We start from the raw sequence: 18544 nt of genomic DNA, 5'->3' as shown, positions 1-18544 counted from the left end.
GACGGCGGTCCCGGCACCGCCGGTCCCGGCCGGTGCACCGGCGGCCGGGCCCTGCCGTCCGGCCGAAGCGTACGGCCCGGCCGGGGCGGCCCGCATCAGGCCCGCGGCCGCGGCCGCAGCCCCTGCATGCCTCCGTCCACGGCCAGGACCGTCCCGGTGGTAGCGGAGGCGAGCGGGCTCGCGAGGTAGGCGATCGCCGCGGCGACCTCCTCCGCGCTCACCAGACGGCCCATCGGCTGCCGCCCCTCCAGCGCGGCCCGCTCCGCCGCGGGGTCCTCCGCCGCGTCCAGCAGCCGCTGCACCCACGGGGTGTCGGCGGTGCCGGGGTTGACGCAGTTGACCCGGATGCCCTCGTGCAGGTGGTCGGCGGCCATGGCGAGGGTGAGCGACTGCACCGCCCCCTTGGACGCGCTGTAGAGCGCCCGCTGCGGCAGCCCGGCGGTGGCCGCGATCGAGCAGGTGTTGACGATCGCGGCGTGCCGGGACCCGCGCAGGTACGGCAGCGCCGCCCGGGTCGTCCGGACCAGGCCGAGCACGTTGACGTCCAGGACGCGGAACCACTCCTCGAAGGGGTTGTCCTCGACCGTCCCGGCGGCGCCGATCCCGGCGTTGTTGACCAGGACGTCCAGCCCGCCCAGCCGCTCGGCGGCCTCGGCGACCGCCGCGCGGACCTGGTCGTCGTCGGTGACGTCGGCCGTGACGCCGACCAGCGGCACCGCGGCCGGCGCCGGCCCCGACCGCGCTCCCGCGGGCGGCCCGGCCTGCCCTCCTGAGGGCGGCCCCGCCCGGACTCCCGCCGGTGACCCTGCCGGCGGCCCGGTCGGCGGCTTCAGGTCCAGGCAGGCGACCGCCGCGCCGCGCTCGGCGAGCAGGGTGGCGGTGGCCAGGCCGATCCCGGAGCCGCCCCCGGTGACCAGCGCGCGCAGACCGCCGAACTCGGCCGCCGTGGCACTCATCCGAGCGACCTCCAGACCTCTCCGCCGGGATAGGAGTACGCGGCGATCGAGGCCGCGTGCATCCGCGCGCCGAAGCCGGGCCGGCCGGGCGCCGCGTAGGCGCCGTTCCGGATGACCACCGGATCGGCGAAGTGCTCGTGCAGGTGGTCGACGTACTCGATCACCCGGTTCTCCATCGAGCCGCTGACCGCGACGTAGTCGAACATCGCCAGGTGCTGCACCAGCTCGCACAGGCCCACGCCGCCGGCGTGCGGGCAGACCGGGACGCCGAACTTGGCGGCGAGCAGCAGGATCGCGACGTTCTCGTTGACGCCCGCCACCCGGGCCGCGTCGAGCTGCAGGTAGGAGACCGCCCCGGCCTGCAGCAGCTGCTTGAAGACCGTGCGGTTGGCCACGTGCTCGCCGGTGGCGACCGGGATCGGCGCGACGGCCCGGGCGATGGCGGCGTGGCCGAGCACGTCGTCGGGGCTGGTCGGCTCCTCCACCCAGTGCGGACGGAACTCGGCCAGCGCCTTCACCCAGGCGATCGCGGTGTCGACGTCCCAGCGCTGGTTGGCGTCGACGGCGATCGGGAAGTCCGCGCCGCAGACCTCCCGGGCGACGCGCATGCGGCGCCGGTCGTCGTCGAGGTCGGCGCCGACCTTCAGCTTGATCTGGGTGAAGCCCGCGGCCATCGCCTCCTCGCACAGGCGGCGCAGCTTGGCGTCGTCGTAGCCGAGCCAGCCGGGGGAGGTGGTGTAGGCCGGGTAGCCGTGCTCGCGCAGGCGGGCGATCCGCGCGGCCCGGCCCGGCTCGGCGGCGCGCAGGATCTCCAGCGCCTCCGCGGGGGTGAGCGCGTCGGTGAGGTAGCGGAAGTCCACCAGGCCGACGATCTCCTCGGGGGGCATCTCGCCGAGCAGCAGCCAGAGCGGCTTGCCCGCGCGCCTGGCCCTCAGGTCCCACAGCGCGTTGACCACGGCGGAGACCGCCATGTGCATGACGCCCTTCTCCGGCCCGAGCCAGCGCAGCTGGGAGTCGTGGACCATCTCCTTCCAGAGCGCGCCGAGGTCCTCGGCGTCCCCGCCGACCACGTACGGCGCCAGCGCCTCGATGGCGGCGGTCTGCACCTCGTTGCCCCGGCCGATGGTGAAGGCGAAGCCGTGCCCCTCGAACCCGTCGTCGGTGCCGAGCACCAGGTAGGCGGCCGAGTAGTCCGGGTCCGGGTTCATCGCGTCGGAGCCGTCGAGCTCCAGCGAGGTCGGGAAGCGGACGTCGTGGCAGGTGAACGAGGTGATCCGGTAGGGTCCCGGGCCCGTCGGGCCCTCCCGCCCCTCCGGACCCTCCCCGGGCGCGACGGCGGGCCCGCTCACGCCTGCCCGACCCTCTGGCGCTGGCGGCCCAGACCGTCGATCTCCAGCTCCATGACCTGGCCGGCCCGCAGGTACGGCGTGCCGGGCATGCCGAGCGCGACCCCGGCGGGGGTGCCGGTGTTGATGACGTCGCCGGGTTCCAGGACCATGAAGTGGCTGAGGTAGCGGACGATCTCCGCCACCGGGAAGACCATGTTCCGGGTGGTGCCGTCCTGGCGGAGCTCGCCGTCCACCCACAGGCGCAGGCCCAGGTCCTGCGGGTCGCCGGCCTCGTCGGCCGTGACCAGCCAGGGGCCCAGGGGGTTGAAGGTCTCGCAGGACTTGCCCTTGTCCCACTGGCCGCCGCGCTCCAGCTGGAACTCCCGCTCGGAGACGTCGTTGGAGATCGTGTAGCCCGCGACCGCGGCCAGTGCCTCCTCGCGCGTCTCCAGGTAGCGGGCCGTGCTCCCGATGACGACGGCCAGCTCGACCTCCCAGTCGGTCTTCACGCTCCCGCGCGGGATGAGGACCTCGTCGTCGGGCCCGACGACCGTGTTGGGGGCCTTCATGAAGACGACCGGCTCGGCGGGGGGCGCCGCGCCGGTCTCCTCGGCGTGGTCGCGGTAGTTGAGACCGATGCACACGATCTTGCCGGGCCGGGCGACCGGCGGGCCGACCCGGAGGCCGGCGGCGTCGAGGAGGGGCAGCCCGCCGGACTCCAGGGCCGCGCGGACCCGTGCCACTCCTCCGGAGGCGAAGAAGGCCCCGTCGATCTCCTCGGGGATCTCGCGCAGGCCGCCGGCCCCGTCCACGACGGCCGCCCGCTCCTGGCCTGCGGGTCCCACGCGCAGCAGCTTCACATCGCGCCCTTCGCTCACACATCGGATGTATCTCCCGTGATGCTGACGGCGCGGGCGTACGGTGTCAACCCCTCCCACTGGTGGACGGCTGGACATCGGAGTCGGACGGGGAAAGACATCGGATCTCCTTACCTCGGGTTTCACTGCCGCCACCGGCGCCGCCCGCACGGGGGCGGCGTCTCCCCTCTCGCGCGGGACGGCCGTGGAGGCCGCACCGCCGCCCCGGCGGCCGGATCCGGCGCCCGGCCGCGCGGATAGGGCGCCGGGTCGCGGGTAGCGCACCGTACGGCCGCGCACCCCGGCGGCCGGACCCCGCCCTTGACGGGCCCGGCGACCCGTAATAGAACACGTTTCAGAAACGTAATCAACCAAGCGTTTGATCAATGTCTCTCCGGCCGGGACGGCGGCCGGGGCGCAGGGGGCGCGCTCCCGCGCGCCCCTCGGCACCGAGGCCACGCCCGTACGCTCCACGTGGGAGAACGCAGATGGACATCAACCTCATCGACCAGGACTTCTACGCGCAGCACGGGCCTCCCCACGAGCAGTTCGCCTGGTTGCGGGCCAACGACCCCGTGCACCGGCACCCCGACCCGGACGGCCCCGCGTTCTGGGCGGTCACCCGGCACGCCGACGTGGTCCACGTCTCCCGGCACTCGGACCTGTTCTCCTCCCACCGCAGGCTCGCGCTCTTCAACGAGATCCCGGAGGCGGAGCTGGAGATGCAGCGGATGATGATGCTCAACCAGGACCCGCCGGAGCACACCCGGCGCCGCTCCCTGGTCAACCGGGGTTTCACCCCCCGGGTCATCGGGCGGCTGGAGCAGCACATCCGCGACATCTGCCACGACCTGGTCGACGAGGCCAAGGGGCGCGGCTCGGTCGACTTCGTCCGGGACATCGCCGCCCCGCTCCCGCTCTACGTGATCTGCGAGCTGCTCGGCGCCCCCGTCGAGGACCGCGAGAAGCTCTTCACCTGGTCCAACCGGATGATCGGCGCCGAGGACCCGGACTACGCCGCCGACCCGGCCGAGGGCCACGCCGCCGCCATGGAGGTCTACGCCTACGCCAACGAGCTGGCCGCCGCGCGGCGCGCCGAGCCGCGCGACGACATCATCACCAGGCTCCTGCAGGCCGACGAGGACGGCGAGGCGCTCGACGAGCACGAGTTCGACCTGTTCGTGCTGCTCCTGGTGGTCGCGGGCAACGAGACGACCCGCAACGCGACCTCCGGCGGCATGCTGGCCTTCTTCGAGCACCCCGAGCAGTGGGCCCGGCTGGTGGCCGAGCCGCGGCTCGCCGCCACCGCGGCCGACGAGATCGTCCGCTGGGTCTCGCCGGTCAACCTCTTCCGCCGCACGGCGACCGCCGACACGGTGATCGGGGGACGGCCGGTCCGCGAGGACGACAAGGTCGTGGTCTTCTACGCCTCGGCCAACCGGGACGAGTCGGTCTTCGACTCCCCCGGGGTCTTCGACATCGGCCGCGACCCCAACCCGCACATCGGCTTCGGCGGCGGCGGGGCGCACTTCTGCCTCGGCAACCACCTGGCCAAACTGGAGCTCCGGGTGATCTTCGAGGTCCTGGCCGAGCGGCTGCCGAAGATCGCCCAGTCGGGCCCGGCCCGCCGCCTGCGCTCCAACTTCATCAACGGCATCAAGGAGCTCCCGGTCGCCCTCGCCTGACCCCGGACCCCGCGGACCGGCGATGACAGGTCACTGACCGGGAACGAGCGCCTCGGCGCGGTGGCGGACCGGTTCCCGCTCCTCGGCTGAGGGCCGCGCAGGGCCGTCGGGCGCCTTCCGGCCGGACCGGGGGCGGCGGCGGAGCCGGTCACCCGCCGTCAGGGCCAGGAGGAGTCCTGCTCGGGGTCGCCGCCCTCGGACAGGAGACGGATGTCGGACTCGACCATCATGGCCACCAGCTCCTCGAAGGAGACCGAGGGCTCCCAGCCGAGCTGCGCGCGGGCCTTCTTCGGGTCGGCGCAGAGCAGGTCCACCTCGGCGGGGCGGTGCAGGGCCTGGTCGCAGACCACGTACCGCTCCCAGTCGAGGCCGGCGGCGGAGAAGGCGGCCTCGACCAGCTCCCGCACCGAGTGGGTGCGGCCGGTGCCGATCACGTAGTCCTCGGGCGCGTCCGCCTGGAGCATCAGGTGCATCGCCCGGGCGTAGTCGCCCGCGTACCCCCAGTCGCGGCGGGCCTCCAGGTTGCCCAGGCGGAGCTCCGCGGCCATGCCCAGCTTGATGCGGGCGACCCCCAGGGAGACCTTGCGGGTGACGAACTCGGCGCCGCGGCGCGGGGACTCGTGGTTGAACAGGATGCCGCTGACGGCGAACATCCCGTAGGACTCGCGGTAGTTCTGGGTCAGGAAGTGGCCGTAGGCCTTGGCCACGCCGTACGGCGAGCGGGGGTGGAAGGGCGTGATCTCGGTCTGCGGGGTCTCCCGGACCTGGCCGAACATCTCCGACGACGAGGCCTGGTAGAAGCGGATCTGCCCGCCCGAGCCCGGGGTGCGGGAGGCGGAGATCCCCGAGCAGACCCGGATGGCCTCCAGCATGCGCAGCACGCCCATGCCGGTGACCTCGGCGGTGAGCTCGGCCTGCTCCCACGACATCGGCACGAACGAGATGGCGCCCAGGTTGTAGACCTCGTCGGGGCGGACCTTCTCCACCGCGGAGATCAGCGAGCCCTGGTCGAGCAGGTCGCCGCGGACGAGCTGCACGTCCTGCAGGAGCCGGCGCACCCGGGAGACGCGCGGGTTGGCCTGCCCGCGCACCAGGCCCCAGACCTCGTAGCCCTCGCTCAGCAGGTGCTCCGCCAGGTAGGAACCGTCCTGCCCGGTGATGCCGGTGATCAGCGCGCGCCTGGCCAACGCGTCCTCCTCGCTCGTCGGGCGGGGCCCCGCGCCCGAACCGGGTGCGCCCGAACAGTGTGCCGTTGACTGGCGAATGTACCGCCCTGCCCGGGTATGGGCACCATACCGGAGCGGGTGTCCTCAGTAGAACCTGTTGCACCGAACCGCGCTCGGACAAGCCAACATCGCAGCTCGTACACCTCACACGTGAGACTGAGCACAATTCCACATCAGAAGTGTGAGACCTACCAAATGGTAGGGTCCGAGGTCTAAGGTCATCTTTCACGGTACCTGTCCGCACCCGGACAGGGTGAGGAAGGGGTTGCCGTGCCAGGTGCGGACTCGCTGCGGATCGCGCTGCTGTCCTACCGGAGCAAGCCGACCTGCGGCGGCCAGGGCGTCTACCTGCGCCATCTCAGCCGCGAGCTGGTCGCCCTCGGCCACCACGTCGAGGTCTTCTCCGGCCAGCCGTACCCCGAGCTCGACGAGGGCGTCGTCCTCAACAAGGTCCCCAGCCTGGACCTCTACCGCGACGAGGACCCCTTCCGCACGCCCGCGCTGCGCGAGTTCCGCGACTGGATCGACGTGCTCGAGGTCGCGACCATGTGGACCGCCGGCTTCCCCGAGCCGCTGACCTTCAGCCTGCGGGCCCGCCGCGAGCTGGCCAGGCGGGTCGGCGACTTCGACGTCGTCCAGGACAACCAGACGCTCGGGTACGGCCTGCTCGGCATCCAAAAGCTCTTCCCGGTGGTCGGCACCATCCACCACCCGATCAGCGTGGACCGGCGCATCGAGCTGAAGGCCGCCCCGCTGCGCAAGCAGTTCTCCATGCGGCGCTGGTACGGCTTCGTGCGGATGCAGGCCCGGGTCGCCCCGCGGCTGAACCCGATCCTGACCGTCAGCGAGTCCTCCCTCGCCGACATCCACCGCGACTTCAACGTCCCCCAGGCCAACATGCGGCTCATCCCGCTGGGCGTGGACACCCGCTACTTCCACCCGCGCCCGGAGCTGCCCAAGCGCCCCGGCTCGATCGTCGCCGTGGCCAGCGCCGACTCCCCGATGAAGGGCGTGGCGACGCTGCTGCGGGCGGTCGCCAAGCTCGCCACCGAGCGCGACGTGAACCTGACCGTGGTCAGCAGGCCGACCCCCGGCGGCCCGACCGAGAAGCTGGTGGCCGAGCTCTCCCTGGGCGACCGCGTCCGGTTCGTGCACGGCATCTCCGACGACGAGCTGGGCGAGCTGATCGCCACCTCGGAGATCGCGGTCGTCCCCTCGCTCTACGAGGGCTTCTCGCTGCCGGCCGTGGAGCACATGGCCAGCGGGACCCCGCTGGTCGCCTCCCGGACCGGCGCCCTGCCCGAGGTCGTCGGCGACGCCGCCGTCCAGGTGACCCCCGGCGACCCCGAGGAGCTGGCCGCCGTGCTGCGCCGCCTGCACGACTCGCCCGAGGAGCGGGCGGAGGTCGGCCGGCGCGGCTACGAGCGTGCCATGGAGCGCTTCACCTGGAAGGTCGTGGCGCAGCGGACCGTGGAGGCCTACCGCGAGGCCATCCGGGCCCGGCACGCGAAGTGATCATCACCATCCCTGCAAGGAGCGGCAAGTGCTGACTGTCGACTTCGGCCGGTTGCCCGTCGGGCCCGGGAACCGAGTCCTCGATCTCGGCTGCGGCGGCGGGCGACACGCCTTCGAGGTGCTGCGCCGGGGCGCCGACGTGGTGGCGTTCGACATGGACGCCGAGGAGCTGAAGGGCGTGGCGACCATGTTCGCCGCGATGGAGCAGGCCGGCGAGGTGCCCGACGAGGCGACGGCCGAGACGGTGACCGGCGACGCCCTCGACATGCCGTTCGAGGACGGGAGCTTCGACCGGGTGATCGCCGCCGAGGTCCTGGAGCACATCCCGGACGACATGGCCGCGATGCGGGAGATCTTCCGGGTGCTCAGGCCGGGCGGTCTGGCCGCGGTCACGGTGCCGAGCTTCCTGCCCGAGCGGATCTGCTGGGCGCTGGACGAGGACTACCACACGGCGCCCGGCGGGCACGTGCGGATCTACACGCTCGCCGAGCTCGGCGCGAAGCTGAAGGCCACCGGCTTCGTCATCGGCCCGCACCACCACGCCCACGGCCTGCACGCGCCGTACTGGTGGATCAAGTGCGCCGTCGGCGTGAACAACGACGACCACCCGCTGGCCAAGGCCTACCACCAGCTGCTCGTCTGGGACATCATGAAGCGCCCGGCGGCCACCCGGATCGCCGAGGCCCTGCTCAACCCGGTCATCGGCAAGAGCGTCGTGCTCTACGTCCGGAAGCCCGGCTGAGGCCATGGCGTCAGGGGGCGAGCACGGCGGCGGGCCGTACGGCGGGCCCGCCCGGGTGACGGACGGCGAGCGGCCGCCGGTCGGCTGGGAGCAGGTCGTGCAGACCGCGCACAGCATCGCGGCCGTGCAGGAGCCCGACGGCGGCGTGCCCTGGCCCGAGGGGCACGTGGACGCCTGGAACCACGTCGAGTGCCTGATGGCGATGAGCGTCGCCGGGCTGGCCGAGCCGGTCCGCCGCGGGTACGACTGGCTGGTCCGCACCCAGCGCGCCGACGGCTCCTGGCCGATGAAGCTGGTCGGGGGCAGGGCGGTCGAGCACGGCGGGGAGTCCAACCACGCCGCCTACGTCGCGGTCGGCGTCTGGCACGAGCTGCTGGTCACCGGTGACGAGGACTTCGCCCGCGGGATGTGGCCCGTCGTGCGCTCCGCGCTCGACTTCGTGGTGGGCCTGCAGACCACCCGGGGCGAGATCGTCTGGGAGCGGGCCGCGGACGGCCGGGCGGCCTCCTACGCCCTGCTGACCGGGTGCGCCTCCATCCACCAGGGCCTGCGCTGCGGCGTGCTGCTCGGCGACCGCCTGGGCGACCCGCAGCCCGACTGGGAGCTCGCCGCCGACCAGCTCGCCCACGTGCTGGCCGCCCACCCCGAGGCGTTCGCCGACAAGAGCCGCTGGTCGATGGACTGGTACTACCCGATCCTCGGCGGCGCGCTGCGCGGCCCGGCGGCCCACGCCCGGCTGGCCGAGGAGTGGGACACCTTCGTCGAGCCGGGACTGGGCATCCGCTGCGTCTCCGACCAGCCCTGGGTCACCGGCGCGGAGACCTGCGAGCTGGCGCTGGCGCTGGACGCGCTGGGCGACCGCGAGCGGGCGGTGCGGCTCCTGGCCGACATGCAGCACCTGCGGCACGAGGACGGGTCCTACTGGACCGGCTGGCAGTTCGTGAACCGCAAGCACTTCCCGCACGAGCGCTCGGCCTACACCGCGGCCGCCGTCGTGCTCGCCGCCGACGCGCTGTACGGCTACACCGCCGCCTCCGGCGTCTTCCGCGACGCCGGCCTGCGCACGGACGTCGGCGAGCGCCCCACCGGGGCCTGCGGCTGCAGCCACGCCCGCTCCCTCGGCTGAGTCCTCCGCTCCCGCGGCGGGGCCCCGCAGGAGGGGCCCCGGGGCGGGGCTCCGGGGCGGGGCTCCGGCCGATGCCGGGGTCCTCCCCTGGGGAGGCGCTTCAGCCGATGCCGGGGCCGACCCGCTCCAGCACGCGCAGCGAGCCCTCGTGCCGGACCTCCTCGAAGGCGCCCGAGGCCAGCGCCCTGCGGTAGACGCGGTACGGCGCCTGCCCGCCGTCGGCCGGGTCCGGGTAGATGTCGTGGAAGACCAGCGCGCCGCCCTGCGCGACGTGCGGGGCCCAGCCCTCGTAGTCGGAGGTCACCGGCTCCTCGGAGTGGCCGCCGTCGATGAACAGCATGGCCAGCGGGGTGTTCCACAGCCCGGCGACCCGCTCGGACCGGCCCACGATCGCGATGACCTCCTCCTCCAGCCCGGCCGCGGCGATCGTGGCGCGGAAGGTCGGCAGGGAGTCCATCTTGCCGAAGCGGGGGTCGACGAGCGTGGGGTCGTGGTGGGCCCAGCCCGGCTGGATCTCCTCCGAGCCCCGGTGGTGGTCCACGGTGAACACGACCGAGCCGCACAGCCGGGCCGCCGCGCCCAGGTAGACGGCGGACTTGCCGCAGTAGGTGCCGATCTCGCAGATCGGGCCGCGCGAGCCGTACGCGAGCGCGGTCTCGAACAGGGCGAGCCCTTCGGCGTGGGGCATGAAGCCCTTGGCGCGCCGGGCGGCCTGCAGCAGGTCCGCGGGCATGCGGGAGGGCTCGGTGGCGTTGCTCACCGGAGCAGCCTACCCATACCGAACGATATTCGGCACGCTCTTGCCCGCACCTATGGAACATGTTCTACTTTCACCGTGAACCAGCGCGCCCGCATAGCGATGTCCGACGACGAGGTCGCGTCCTTCCTCGCCGCGTCGCGGAAGCTCCAGCTCGGGACCATCAATCCCGACGGCACTCCGCACATGGTGACCATGTTCTACGGGCTGCAGGACGGTAGGATCACGTTCTGGACCTACGCCAAGGCCCAGAAAGCGCTGAACATCCGGCGAGACGCCCGGGTGAGCTGCCTGATCGAGGCCGGAGACGACTACACCGAGCTGCGCGGCGTCCTGACGTACGGCATCGCGCACCTGATCGACGACCGCGACGGCGTCCTGCGCGTCGGCATGAGCGTGGCCCGGCGGATGGCCGGGATGCCGGACTCCGAGGAGCTGCTGTCCGAGTACGTCGCCCACACCGGCCGTAAAAGGGTCGCCTTCGTGGTCGAGCCCACTCGAGTGATCTCGTGGGATCACCGTAAGCTCGCCACGCCGATCCAGTCCGGTTGAGGAGGCCCGCTCATGAAGGTCAAGGTCGATTATCTGGTCTGCGAGGCCAATGCCGTCTGCATGGGACTCGCCCCCGAGGTCTTCGAGGTCGACGACGACGACCAGCTGCACGTGCTGCTGCCCGAGCCGCCGCCCGAGATGATGGACCGCGTCCGGCACGCCGTGCGGTCCTGCCCCAAAGCCGCCCTGTCCCTCGAGGAGAGCCCCGAGGAGTAGGGCACCGACCCAGGAGGACCCCCTGATGCGTGGCGCGCTGCTACATGCCGTAGGCGACGACAAGCTCGACATCCGCGACGACTTCACCCTCGCCCCGATGGGTCCGACGGACGTGCGGATCAAGGTCAGGGCGACCGGAGTCTGCCACTCGGACCTCTCGGTGATCAGCGGCGTGCTGCCCATGCCGCTCCCGGTCGTCCCCGGTCACGAGGGCGCCGGCGAGGTCGTCGAGGTCGGCGACCAGGTGACCACGGTCCAGCCCGGTGACCACGTCATCATCAACTGGAACCCGGCCTGCGGCTCCTGCCCCAGCTGCCTGGTCCACCAGCCCTACCTGTGCATGACCTTCCTGGCCGACAGCTTCGTCAACGCCCGGTTCCGCTACGGCGGCGACACCCCGGCCTTCGGCATGGCCGGGTGCGGCACCTGGTGCGAGGAGGTCGTGGTGCCCTGGCAGGGCGCGGTGAAGGTCGACCCGGAGCTGCCCTTCGAGGTCGCGGCGCTGATCGGCTGCGGCGTCACCACCGGCGTCGGCGCCGTGCTCAACACGGCCGGGGTCCGCCCCGGCTCGACCGTGGCCGTGGTCGGCGCCGGCGGCATCGGCCTGTCGATCATCCAGGGCGCCCGGATCTCCGGGGCCACCACGATCCTGGCGATCGACCCGATCGCGTCCAAGCACGAACTGGCCAGGAAGGTCGGCGCCACCCACGCGATCACCCCCGACGAGCTGCCGGACGCGCTCGGCACGCTCACCGGCGGGCAGGGCTTCGACTACGGCTTCGAGGCCGTCGGCAAGTCGGCCGCCATCATGACCGCCTGGCAGGCCACCCGCCGGGGCGGGAACACCGTCGTCGTCGGCGCGGGCGCGATGGACGACACCGTCCCGCTGACCGCCTTCAACCTGCTGTTCGAGGGCAAGAACATCCTCAGCTCGCTGTACGGCGAGGCGGACGTCCGCCGGGACTTCCCGCTCTTCGCCGAGCTGTACAAGGCGGGCAAGCTCGACCTGGAGACCATGATCAGCGCTCGGATCAGGCTCGCCGACCTCAACGACGCCGTGGCGGCGCTGCGCGGCGGCGAGGTCCTGCGCCAGGTCGTCGTCCTCGACTAGCGCCGCGGACGGGCGCCCGCCCGGCACCGGCCGGGGCGGACCGCAGGGGGAAGGGGCCCGGGTGAAGGGGGCCGCGCTCCGGCGCGGCCCCCTTCCCCTGCCCGCGGGTGGCGGCGCCCGGCCGGGCGCCGCCACCCGCGGGCACCGCTCAGAGCATCGCCTTCATCGACGCGCCCGACTGCTGCCCGAGGGTGGTCGGCGTCAGGTACGGCTGCTCGGCCATGATGGCCTCCCAGTTGTCCCTGATGTCCTCCACCGTGTGGTCCTCCTGCTTCCAGCCCGGCCCCTCGGCGACGAACACCCGGGCGATCCGGCCCGCGGCGACGCTGAAGACCTCGCCGCTGGTCTCGCAGGACTCGTGCGCCAGGTACACCACCAGCGGGCTGATCCGCTCCGGGGTGAACCTGGACTCGAACTCGGCCGGGAGCAGGGTCTCGGTCATCCGGGTCCAGGCGATCGGCGCGATCGCGTTGACCTTGATGTTCGCCCGGGCGCCCTCCAGGCCGAGGGTCTTGGTCAGGCCGACCAGCCCCATCTTGGCCGCGGAGTAGTTGGCCTGGCCGAAGCTGCCGAACAGGCCCGAGGGCGAGGAGGTGTTGATGATGCGGCCGTAGCCCTGCTCCTTGAGGTGGGGGAAGGCCGCGTGGCTGACCAGGAACGAGCCGCGGAGGTGGACGGCGATGACGGCGTCCCACTCCTCGACGGTCATCTTGCCGAACGACTTGTCCCGCAGGATGCCCGCGTTGTTGACGACGACGTCGATCCGCCCGAAGGAGTCGAGGGCCGACTGCACGATCGCCCTGGCGCCCTCCGGGGTGGCGACGTCGTCGGCGTTCACGACGGCCTCGCCGCCGTTCTTCCTGATCAGCTCGACCACCTCGGCGGCCGGTCCGCTGGACGCGCCGGTGCCGTCCAGCGCGCCGCCCAGGTCGTTGACGACCACCTTGGCGCCGCGCTCGGCCAGCGCCAGCGCGTGCGAGCGGCCCAGGCCGTGCCCCGCGCCGGTGACGACCGCGACCTTGCCGTCGAACCGCAGCTCTGACATCAGCAGCCCTCCTACGAAATAAAGTTCTAGTCCTGAGCAGGATAGCCCGACGGTCCCGGCGGGGCCACGAGGGGCGGTCCCGGAGGACACATCCGTGTGCCGGGACGTCGCGGACAGTGAACGCGCGGGTGAAATTCTGCTAAAGTTTCGGCCCCGCACCTGGCGTGGGTCGACGACGACGCACCTGAAGGCACGGCCCCGCCCCACGACTCCGGGCTGGAGGCCCGCATGCCCGCATCTCCACCCCTCCGCGTGGTCCAGTGGGCCACGGGCGCCCTCGGCCGCTACGCCCTGCGCAGCCTGATCACCCGGCCCGAGTTCGAGCTCGCCGGGGTGCTGGTCTACGACCCCGACAAGGCCGGCCGGGACGCGGGCGAGATCGTCGGCCTGCCTGCGACCGGTGTGACCTGCACCGACGACGTGGAGCACGTCCTCGCCCTGGACGCCGACTGCGTGCTGCACATGCCGCTGCCCGCCGCCTACTTCGGCGGCGACCCCACGACCGACGTGGAGACGATCTGCGCCCTGCTCGCCTCGGGCAAGAACGTCATCACCACCACCGGGTTCGTCTACCCCCCGTGCTACGGCCCCGGCCTGGTGGAGCGCCTGGAGGCGGCCTGCCGCGCCGGCGGGACCTCCCTGCACGGCACCGGCATCAACCCCGGCTTCATGAGCGACCTGCTCCCCCTGGCCCTCACCGGGCTGTCGAGCCGGATCGACCACATCTTCGTCCGCGAATCCTCCGACTTCCGCGGCCACCCGTCCCGGCAGACCGTGGTCGACCTGGTCGGCTTCACCCTCTCGCCCAAGGACTACGCGGCGGCCGTGCGCCCCTTCCGCGCCTTCCAGCGCGCGCTCTTCGCCGAGAGCGTGCAGTTGGTGGCCTCGGCACTCGGCGTCGCGCTCGACGAGGTGGAGGAGAGCGACGAGTTCGAGCTCGCCGCGGAGGAGTTCGAGATAGCCGCCGGCGTGGTCCGCTCCGGGACCGTGTGCGCCTCCCACTGGACCTTCTCCGGCCTCGTCCGGGGCCGCCCCTTCATGACCGTGGAGTGCGTCTACAAGGCCGACGCCGCCAAGGTGCGGCGCTGGCCGGACCCCGGCTTCACCGTCCACGTGGAGGGCGTGCCCCAGATGATGCTCAGCGTCGAGGAGATCTCCCACGGCCTGGCCGGGGCCGCCGCCCACGCCGTCAACGCCGTCGCCGCCGTCTGCGCCGCCCCGCCGGGCGTCCGGACCGTCCTCGACCTCCCGCTCACCACCGGCCGCGGCACCGTCCGCCTCTCCTGACCTCCCGTTCCGCGGGCCGCCCGCCGCCCCGGCGGACCGCGCCCGCCGGAGAGCCCCGGCGCGCTCCGCCGAGGACTCGCCGCGCCCCGGCCGCCACCGGCCGTCCCCACACCGGCGCCGCAAGCCCTCCCCGCGGCGGTACGGACGACCAAGAAGCGGCGGCACATCGAGATATGCGTATGGCGGAGCAGCCGCGTGCGCACGGACGACCAGCGGTGCGACGACGCCGGACGCGGCCACGCGTGGTACTTCCTGCCGGAGGAGGGGCGCGTCCCGGCCCGCGGCGGGACCGCCCGGGGCGGGACGTTCACCAGGCCGCCCGGGCAGCTCCTGCGCGCACGGGCCGCGGGCGGAAAGGGCTCCGCCGTCTCTTTCTCCGACCTGGAGGACCGTTTCGAGATCTGCGTGCGGAGAGCCGACAGGATCCGGTTCTCCGACGCCCGGTGCGAGGACGGGCGGTCCGGTTTCGCCTGGTACTACATAAGACTCGACGGACGCGCCCCGGCGGTGGGGAAACGGGCGGAGAAAGGCTCGTTCCGCGAGCCGTACGGTGACACCTACCGTGCCGCCGGGAAAGGCGGATCCGGGGGCCGGGCCGCGCTCGACCACGAAGACGGCGAGTACGCCTACGACTACGAGGAGGAGGCCGGGGACGGGCCCGGTGACACCGCAGGGCCCGGTGACGACGGCGGCACCGCCGTCTCGAACGGCACCGGATGCCGGTCCGGCTGCGGCGGCACCGGCTCCCGGCCCCGGACGGGCGGCAGGTCGGGCCGGCGCTGACCGGTCACGGGCGCCGGATCCGGGTCAGCCCTCGCGCCATCCGCCGGAGGCGAGGGCGCCGGAGGCCTGCGGGCCCATGAGCGTCATGCCGCCGTCCACGAACAGGGACGCGCCGGTGACGTAGGAGGAGGAGGGCCCCGCCAGGAAGGCGATGACGGCGGCGACCTCGCGGGCGTCGCCGGGCCGGTCGATCGGGTATCCGGGCCGGCTGCCGGGCCGCGGCGGCCGGTCCTCCTGCCCCGTCATCGGGGTGGCGATCTCCCCCGGCGCGACGGTGTTCACCGTGATCCCGTACGGTGCCAGCTCCAGCGCCAGCACCCGGCTCAGCATCCGCAGGCCGCCCTTGGCCGCGCAGTACGGCCCGGAGCCGATCCGGGGATACTCCTCGTGCACGCTGGTGACGCTGACGATGCGGCCGCCGCGGCCCGCGTCGATCATGCGGCGGGCGGCCCGCTGGGCGCACAGGAACGCACCGTCCAGGTCCACCGAGAGCACCGAGCGCCACTGCCGGAAGTCCATCCGCAGCACGGGGGTGCTGCTGCCGGTCCCGGCGTTGTTGACCAGGACCCCGAGGCCGCCGAGTTCGTCGGCGAGCTCGTCCACCACCGCGGCGGCCCGTTCCGGATCGGTCAGGTCGTGCCCGCGCACGGCCGCCGCCCGGCCTCGCTCGCGGACCTGCCGGGCGGTCTCCTCGGCGCCCTCCCGGTCGGAGTGGAAGGTGATCCCCACGTCGAAGCCCTGCTCGGCCAGGGCCACGGCGGTCGCCTCGCCGATGCCGGAGTCCGCTCCGGTGACGACCGCGACCCGGTCGTAGCCGGCGGGGGAGACGGGGGCGGGACGGATCGGTGCGTCGGCCATGGTCGTGTCCTCCAGGGTTCGCGGACGTCTCGGCGGTGGACGGGCGCGGCCGCCGGCAGGGTCCGCTCCGGCGGTGCCGCGAGCTGTGACGACTCCCCGGGAAGCGGGCCGGCAAACGGCCGCCCGACCCCCCATAACACGGCGATAGGAATCTTTTGCTACGTCTCAACGCCCCCTCCCGGCGCCTATGTTTACCTCACCCCTCACAAGGAGTGAACATGTTGAGTCACCGCTCCCTGCTCGCCGGGACCGCCCTCCTGGCCCTGTGCCTGGCCGGTACCACCACGACCGCCTCGGCGCAGTCCGCTCCCCCGCCGTCCGCGCCGGACTCCTCGATGATGGAGGCCCTCCAGCGCGACCTCGGCCTCACCGCACAGCAGGCCGCCACCCGCCTGGCCAACGAGGAGCGCGCCGCCAAGGCGGACACCGCGCTGACCGCCTCCCTCGGCGAGAGCTACGCCGGCTCCTGGCTCAACGCCGACGCCTCCCGGCTCACGGTCGCCACCACCGACTCCACCAAGGTCTCGGCGATCCTGGCCCAGGGCGCCCGCGCGAAGATCGTCAGCCGGACGCTGGAGCAGCTCAACGCCGTCAAGGACCAGATCGACCGGGCCCCGGAGGAGGCCAGGGCCGGAGCGTCCCTCTGGTACGTCGACGTCCCCACCAACACCGTCGTCATCAAGGCCGCCGACCAGGCCGCGGGTGAGGCCCTGGCCGCCGCCGCGGGCGTGGACGCCGCCGCGGTCCGGGTGGAGGCCTCCACCGAGCAGCCGCAGCCCTTCATCAACCTCGTCGGCGGCGCGGCCTACTACATCGGCTCCAGCCGGTGCAGCATCGGCTTCTCCGTCACCCGCGGCAGCACCCCCGGCTTCGTCACCGCCGGGCACTGCGGCCGGGTCGGCGCCACCACCAGCAACCCGTCCGGCACCTTCCAGGGCTCCTCGTTCCCCGGCAACGACTACGCGTGGGTCGCCACCCCCGGCCACACCCCGCAGCCGTGGGTGCGGGGCTCCGGCGGCGCCAACGTCATCGTCCGCGGCTCCACCCAGGCCGTGGTCGGCGCCTCCATCTGCCGCTCCGGCTCGACCACGGGCTGGCGCTGCGGCGTCATCCAGCAGCACAACACCAGCGTCCGCTACTCGCAGGGCACCGTCAGCGGCCTGACCCGCACCACCGTGTGCGCCCAGCCCGGCGACTCCGGCGGCTCGTTCATCTCCGGCAGCCAGGCCCAGGGCGTGACCTCGGGCGGCTCCGGCAACTGCACCGTCGGCGGCACCACCTACCACCAGCCGGTCAACGAGATCCTCTCGGCCTACGGCCTGACGCTCCGCACCGGCTGATCCCCGTCCGGGCCGGGGCGCGCCGCGCCCTTCCGGCTCCGAGGACGACACGAGGCCGCCACCGGATCCCGGTGGCGGCCTCGCCCCTTTCCCGAGGTCCCGCGAGGTCCCCGGCGTTCGCGGGACGCTCAGGAGTGCGGCGTGAACCGGCCGAAGCGTCCCTGCTGGTACAGGAGCGGGCGCAGCTCCGCACCGAGCCCGGTCCCGGTCACGAGGCCGACGACGAGGATGTGGTCGCCGATCTCCGTGGTCGAGTACGGCGTGCAGACCAGGTGGGCGGCGGTGCCGTCCAGCAGGGGCACCCCCGCCGGGCCGGGCCGCCACCGCGTCGGCGGGGCGAAGCGGTCGACGCCCCGGCGGGCGAACCGGGTCGCGAGCCCGGCCTGGTCCCCGGCCAGCACGTTGACCGCGAAGCGGTCGGCCCGGCCGAGCCAGGGCCAGGTGGTGGAGGACCGGTCCACGTAGAAGGAGACCAGCGGCGGCGCCAGGCTCACCGAGGAGAACGAGGTGGCCGTCAGGCCCACCGGGATCCCCCCGGTCTGCGCCGTCACCACGACGACCCCGGCCGCGTGGACGGCGAGCGTCCGGCGGAACCGCTCGGCGTCGACCGCCTGCTCCGGCAGCGTGTCGGTCATGCGCGTGCTCCTTCCCTCAGTACGGCCGCCGCCTGGGGGGCCACCCGGTCGGCCCAGGGGCCGAGGTGCGCGTCGAGATCGGCGAGCTGCGATTCCAGCAGCGCCAGGCCCGGCGTGGGGACAACCGCGCCCAGCTCCACCAGGAGCGGCCGCAGGTGCACCTCCACCGCCAGCGCGTGTCCGGCGTCCCCCATCACCAGCAGCGGGAGGGCGACGGTGCCGGCCAGCGCCCCGCCCGGCAGCCGGTCGAGGAAGACCTTGAGTAGCCCGGTGTAGGTGCCCTTGTAGGTGGGGCTCGCCACCACCAGCACCTCCGCCTCGGCCACCTGCTCCAGCGCGATCTCCACGGCGGCCGACGCCCCGGGTGCGAGCAGCTGCGGCGCCGCCGCCGCCAGGTCCACGATCTCGCCGGGGCCGTCGAGTCCGAGGCGCCCGGCGACCGTCTCGGCGGCCCGGACCGCCGCGTCGTATGTGCGCGACCCGCCGCGCGGGTTGCCCACCAGGGTCACGATGCCGCTCACCGGC

19 protein-coding genes are annotated in these 18544 nt (G+C 73.3%); 10 read left to right on the top strand and 9 right to left on the bottom strand.

The genetic code is table 11. The annotated features are described in order from the left end of the window. Positions 1 to 95: 95 nt before the first annotated feature. Genes ABD823_RS17130 through ABD823_RS17120 form a run of 3 tightly spaced genes read right to left on the bottom strand, consistent with a single transcriptional unit; the run spans position 96 to position 3144 of the window. Complete coding sequence (locus tag ABD823_RS17130; RefSeq protein ID WP_344860671.1) at positions 96 to 956, bottom strand: SDR family NAD(P)-dependent oxidoreductase; 861 nt, start codon at positions 954 to 956, stop codon at positions 96 to 98. Further along, positions 953 to 2305, bottom strand: a complete 1353-nt coding sequence (locus ABD823_RS17125; RefSeq protein ID WP_344860669.1) for an enolase C-terminal domain-like protein — start codon at positions 2303 to 2305, stop codon at positions 953 to 955. The genes ABD823_RS17130 and ABD823_RS17125 overlap by 4 nt, the downstream gene beginning before the upstream one ends. After that, positions 2302 to 3144, bottom strand: a complete 843-nt coding sequence (locus ABD823_RS17120; RefSeq protein WP_344860768.1) for a fumarylacetoacetate hydrolase family protein — start codon at positions 3142 to 3144, stop codon at positions 2302 to 2304. Before ABD823_RS17120 ends, ABD823_RS17125 begins: the two co-directional genes overlap by 4 nt. Positions 3145 to 3629: 485 nt before the next feature. Here ABD823_RS17120 and ABD823_RS17115 point away from each other — a divergent pair, with 485 nt between their 5' ends. Further along, positions 3630 to 4826 carry a cytochrome P450 gene (locus tag ABD823_RS17115; protein ID WP_344860667.1) on the top strand — a complete coding sequence of 399 codons (1197 nt, stop codon included), beginning with the start codon at positions 3630 to 3632 and terminating at the stop codon, positions 4824 to 4826. A gap of 158 nt (positions 4827 to 4984) precedes the next feature. On the opposite strand, the gene ABD823_RS17110 is transcribed toward ABD823_RS17115, so the two are convergent. Further along, positions 4985 to 6013, bottom strand: coding sequence for a GDP-mannose 4,6-dehydratase (locus ABD823_RS17110; protein ID WP_344860665.1), 1029 nt, complete (start codon positions 6011 to 6013; stop codon positions 4985 to 4987). Positions 6014 to 6322: 309 nt separating this feature from the next. Here ABD823_RS17110 and ABD823_RS17105 point away from each other — a divergent pair, with 309 nt between their 5' ends. Genes ABD823_RS17105 through ABD823_RS17095 form a run of 3 tightly spaced genes read left to right on the top strand, consistent with a single transcriptional unit; the run spans position 6323 to position 9435 of the window. Beyond that, positions 6323 to 7567, top strand: a complete 1245-nt coding sequence (locus ABD823_RS17105) for a glycosyltransferase family 4 protein (RefSeq protein ID WP_344860663.1) — start codon at positions 6323 to 6325, stop codon at positions 7565 to 7567. Between the two features lie 28 nt (positions 7568 to 7595). Beyond that, the gene (locus tag ABD823_RS17100; RefSeq protein ID WP_344860661.1) at positions 7596 to 8309 is read left to right on the top strand and encodes a class I SAM-dependent methyltransferase; all 714 of its coding nucleotides are present in this window, start codon (positions 7596 to 7598) and stop codon (positions 8307 to 8309) included. 4 nt (positions 8310 to 8313) lie between these two features. Further along, positions 8314 to 9435 (top strand): prenyltransferase, encoded by a 1122-nt coding sequence (locus ABD823_RS17095; RefSeq protein WP_344860659.1) that lies wholly within the window; start codon positions 8314 to 8316, stop codon positions 9433 to 9435. Between the two features lie 100 nt (positions 9436 to 9535). On the opposite strand, the gene ABD823_RS17090 is transcribed toward ABD823_RS17095, so the two are convergent. Continuing rightward, positions 9536 to 10168: a class I SAM-dependent methyltransferase gene (locus ABD823_RS17090; protein WP_344860766.1), complete on the bottom strand. Its 633-nt coding sequence runs from the start codon at positions 10166 to 10168 to the stop codon at positions 9536 to 9538. Positions 10169 to 10270: 102 nt separating this feature from the next. Between ABD823_RS17090 and ABD823_RS17085 the strand changes: the two genes are divergently transcribed. The 3 genes from ABD823_RS17085 to ABD823_RS17075 are packed head-to-tail and all read left to right on the top strand — an operon-like array spanning position 10271 to position 12071. Continuing rightward, positions 10271 to 10744: a pyridoxamine 5'-phosphate oxidase family protein gene (locus ABD823_RS17085; RefSeq protein WP_344860657.1), complete on the top strand. Its 474-nt coding sequence runs from the start codon at positions 10271 to 10273 to the stop codon at positions 10742 to 10744. A 12-nt stretch (positions 10745 to 10756) separates the two neighbouring features. Then, complete coding sequence (locus ABD823_RS17080; protein ID WP_344860655.1) at positions 10757 to 10960, top strand: ferredoxin; 204 nt, start codon at positions 10757 to 10759, stop codon at positions 10958 to 10960. 25 nt (positions 10961 to 10985) lie between these two features. Continuing rightward, positions 10986 to 12071, top strand: a complete 1086-nt coding sequence (locus tag ABD823_RS17075; protein ID WP_344860653.1) for an alcohol dehydrogenase catalytic domain-containing protein — start codon at positions 10986 to 10988, stop codon at positions 12069 to 12071. 148 nt (positions 12072 to 12219) lie between these two features. Here the strand turns inward: ABD823_RS17075 and ABD823_RS17070 are convergent, their stop codons facing one another. Then, positions 12220 to 13116, bottom strand: coding sequence for an SDR family oxidoreductase (locus ABD823_RS17070; protein ID WP_344860651.1), 897 nt, complete (start codon positions 13114 to 13116; stop codon positions 12220 to 12222). A gap of 228 nt (positions 13117 to 13344) precedes the next feature. On the opposite strand from ABD823_RS17070, the gene ABD823_RS17065 reads away from it, so the two are divergent. Beyond that, the gene (locus ABD823_RS17065) at positions 13345 to 14403 is read left to right on the top strand and encodes an NAD(P)H-dependent amine dehydrogenase family protein (RefSeq protein WP_344860649.1); all 1059 of its coding nucleotides are present in this window, start codon (positions 13345 to 13347) and stop codon (positions 14401 to 14403) included. A gap of 195 nt (positions 14404 to 14598) precedes the next feature. Then, positions 14599 to 15186 carry a hypothetical protein gene (locus ABD823_RS17060; RefSeq protein WP_344860646.1) on the top strand — a complete coding sequence of 196 codons (588 nt, stop codon included), beginning with the start codon at positions 14599 to 14601 and terminating at the stop codon, positions 15184 to 15186. Between the two features lie 24 nt (positions 15187 to 15210). Here the strand turns inward: ABD823_RS17060 and ABD823_RS17055 are convergent, their stop codons facing one another. Continuing rightward, positions 15211 to 16044 (bottom strand): SDR family oxidoreductase, encoded by an 834-nt coding sequence (locus ABD823_RS17055; protein WP_344860645.1) that lies wholly within the window; start codon positions 16042 to 16044, stop codon positions 15211 to 15213. A 218-nt stretch (positions 16045 to 16262) separates the two neighbouring features. On the opposite strand from ABD823_RS17055, the gene ABD823_RS17050 reads away from it, so the two are divergent. After that, positions 16263 to 17384 carry a S1 family peptidase gene (locus ABD823_RS17050; RefSeq protein ID WP_344860643.1) on the top strand — a complete coding sequence of 374 codons (1122 nt, stop codon included), beginning with the start codon at positions 16263 to 16265 and terminating at the stop codon, positions 17382 to 17384. Between the two features lie 128 nt (positions 17385 to 17512). Here ABD823_RS17050 and ABD823_RS17045 read toward each other — a convergent pair whose 3' ends face one another. Together ABD823_RS17045 and ABD823_RS17040 are read right to left on the bottom strand one after the other, a co-directional pair. Beyond that, positions 17513 to 18019 carry a flavin reductase family protein gene (locus tag ABD823_RS17045; RefSeq protein WP_344860641.1) on the bottom strand — a complete coding sequence of 169 codons (507 nt, stop codon included), beginning with the start codon at positions 18017 to 18019 and terminating at the stop codon, positions 17513 to 17515. Then, positions 18016 to 18540: an NADPH-dependent FMN reductase gene (locus tag ABD823_RS17040; protein ID WP_344860638.1), complete on the bottom strand. Its 525-nt coding sequence runs from the start codon at positions 18538 to 18540 to the stop codon at positions 18016 to 18018. The genes ABD823_RS17045 and ABD823_RS17040 overlap by 4 nt, the downstream gene beginning before the upstream one ends. Positions 18541 to 18544: the final 4 nt, after the last annotated feature.

Origin of the sequence: Planomonospora alba (assembly GCF_039534085.1) — a bacterium.
Classification (GTDB): Bacteria; Actinomycetota; Actinomycetes; order Streptosporangiales; family Streptosporangiaceae; genus Planomonospora_B; species Planomonospora_B alba.
Note: the sequence above shows the minus strand (reverse complement) of the source record. Positions and strands in the feature narration are given on the sequence as shown.

What these genes read in the sequence shown, in the direction of transcription:
- ABD823_RS17130 (WP_344860671.1), bottom strand. Translation starts at nt 956, where the DNA reads ATGAGTGCCACGGCGGCCGAGTTCGGCGGTCTGCGCGCGCTGGTCACC.
- ABD823_RS17115 (WP_344860667.1), top strand. Translation starts at nt 3,630, where the DNA reads ATGGACATCAACCTCATCGACCAGGACTTCTACGCGCAGCACGGGCCT.
- ABD823_RS17095 (WP_344860659.1), top strand. Translation starts at nt 8,314, where the DNA reads ATGGCGTCAGGGGGCGAGCACGGCGGCGGGCCGTACGGCGGGCCCGCC.
- ABD823_RS17090 (WP_344860766.1), bottom strand. Translation starts at nt 10,168, where the DNA reads ATGCCCGCGGACCTGCTGCAGGCCGCCCGGCGCGCCAAGGGCTTCATG.
- ABD823_RS17080 (WP_344860655.1), top strand. Translation starts at nt 10,757, where the DNA reads ATGAAGGTCAAGGTCGATTATCTGGTCTGCGAGGCCAATGCCGTCTGC.
- ABD823_RS17075 (WP_344860653.1), top strand. Translation starts at nt 10,986, where the DNA reads ATGCGTGGCGCGCTGCTACATGCCGTAGGCGACGACAAGCTCGACATC.
- ABD823_RS17070 (WP_344860651.1), bottom strand. Translation starts at nt 13,116, where the DNA reads ATGTCAGAGCTGCGGTTCGACGGCAAGGTCGCGGTCGTCACCGGCGCG.
- ABD823_RS17065 (WP_344860649.1), top strand. Translation starts at nt 13,345, where the DNA reads ATGCCCGCATCTCCACCCCTCCGCGTGGTCCAGTGGGCCACGGGCGCC.
- ABD823_RS17055 (WP_344860645.1), bottom strand. Translation starts at nt 16,044, where the DNA reads ATGGCCGACGCACCGATCCGTCCCGCCCCCGTCTCCCCCGCCGGCTAC.
- ABD823_RS17050 (WP_344860643.1), top strand. Translation starts at nt 16,263, where the DNA reads ATGTTGAGTCACCGCTCCCTGCTCGCCGGGACCGCCCTCCTGGCCCTG.
- ABD823_RS17045 (WP_344860641.1), bottom strand. Translation starts at nt 18,019, where the DNA reads ATGACCGACACGCTGCCGGAGCAGGCGGTCGACGCCGAGCGGTTCCGC.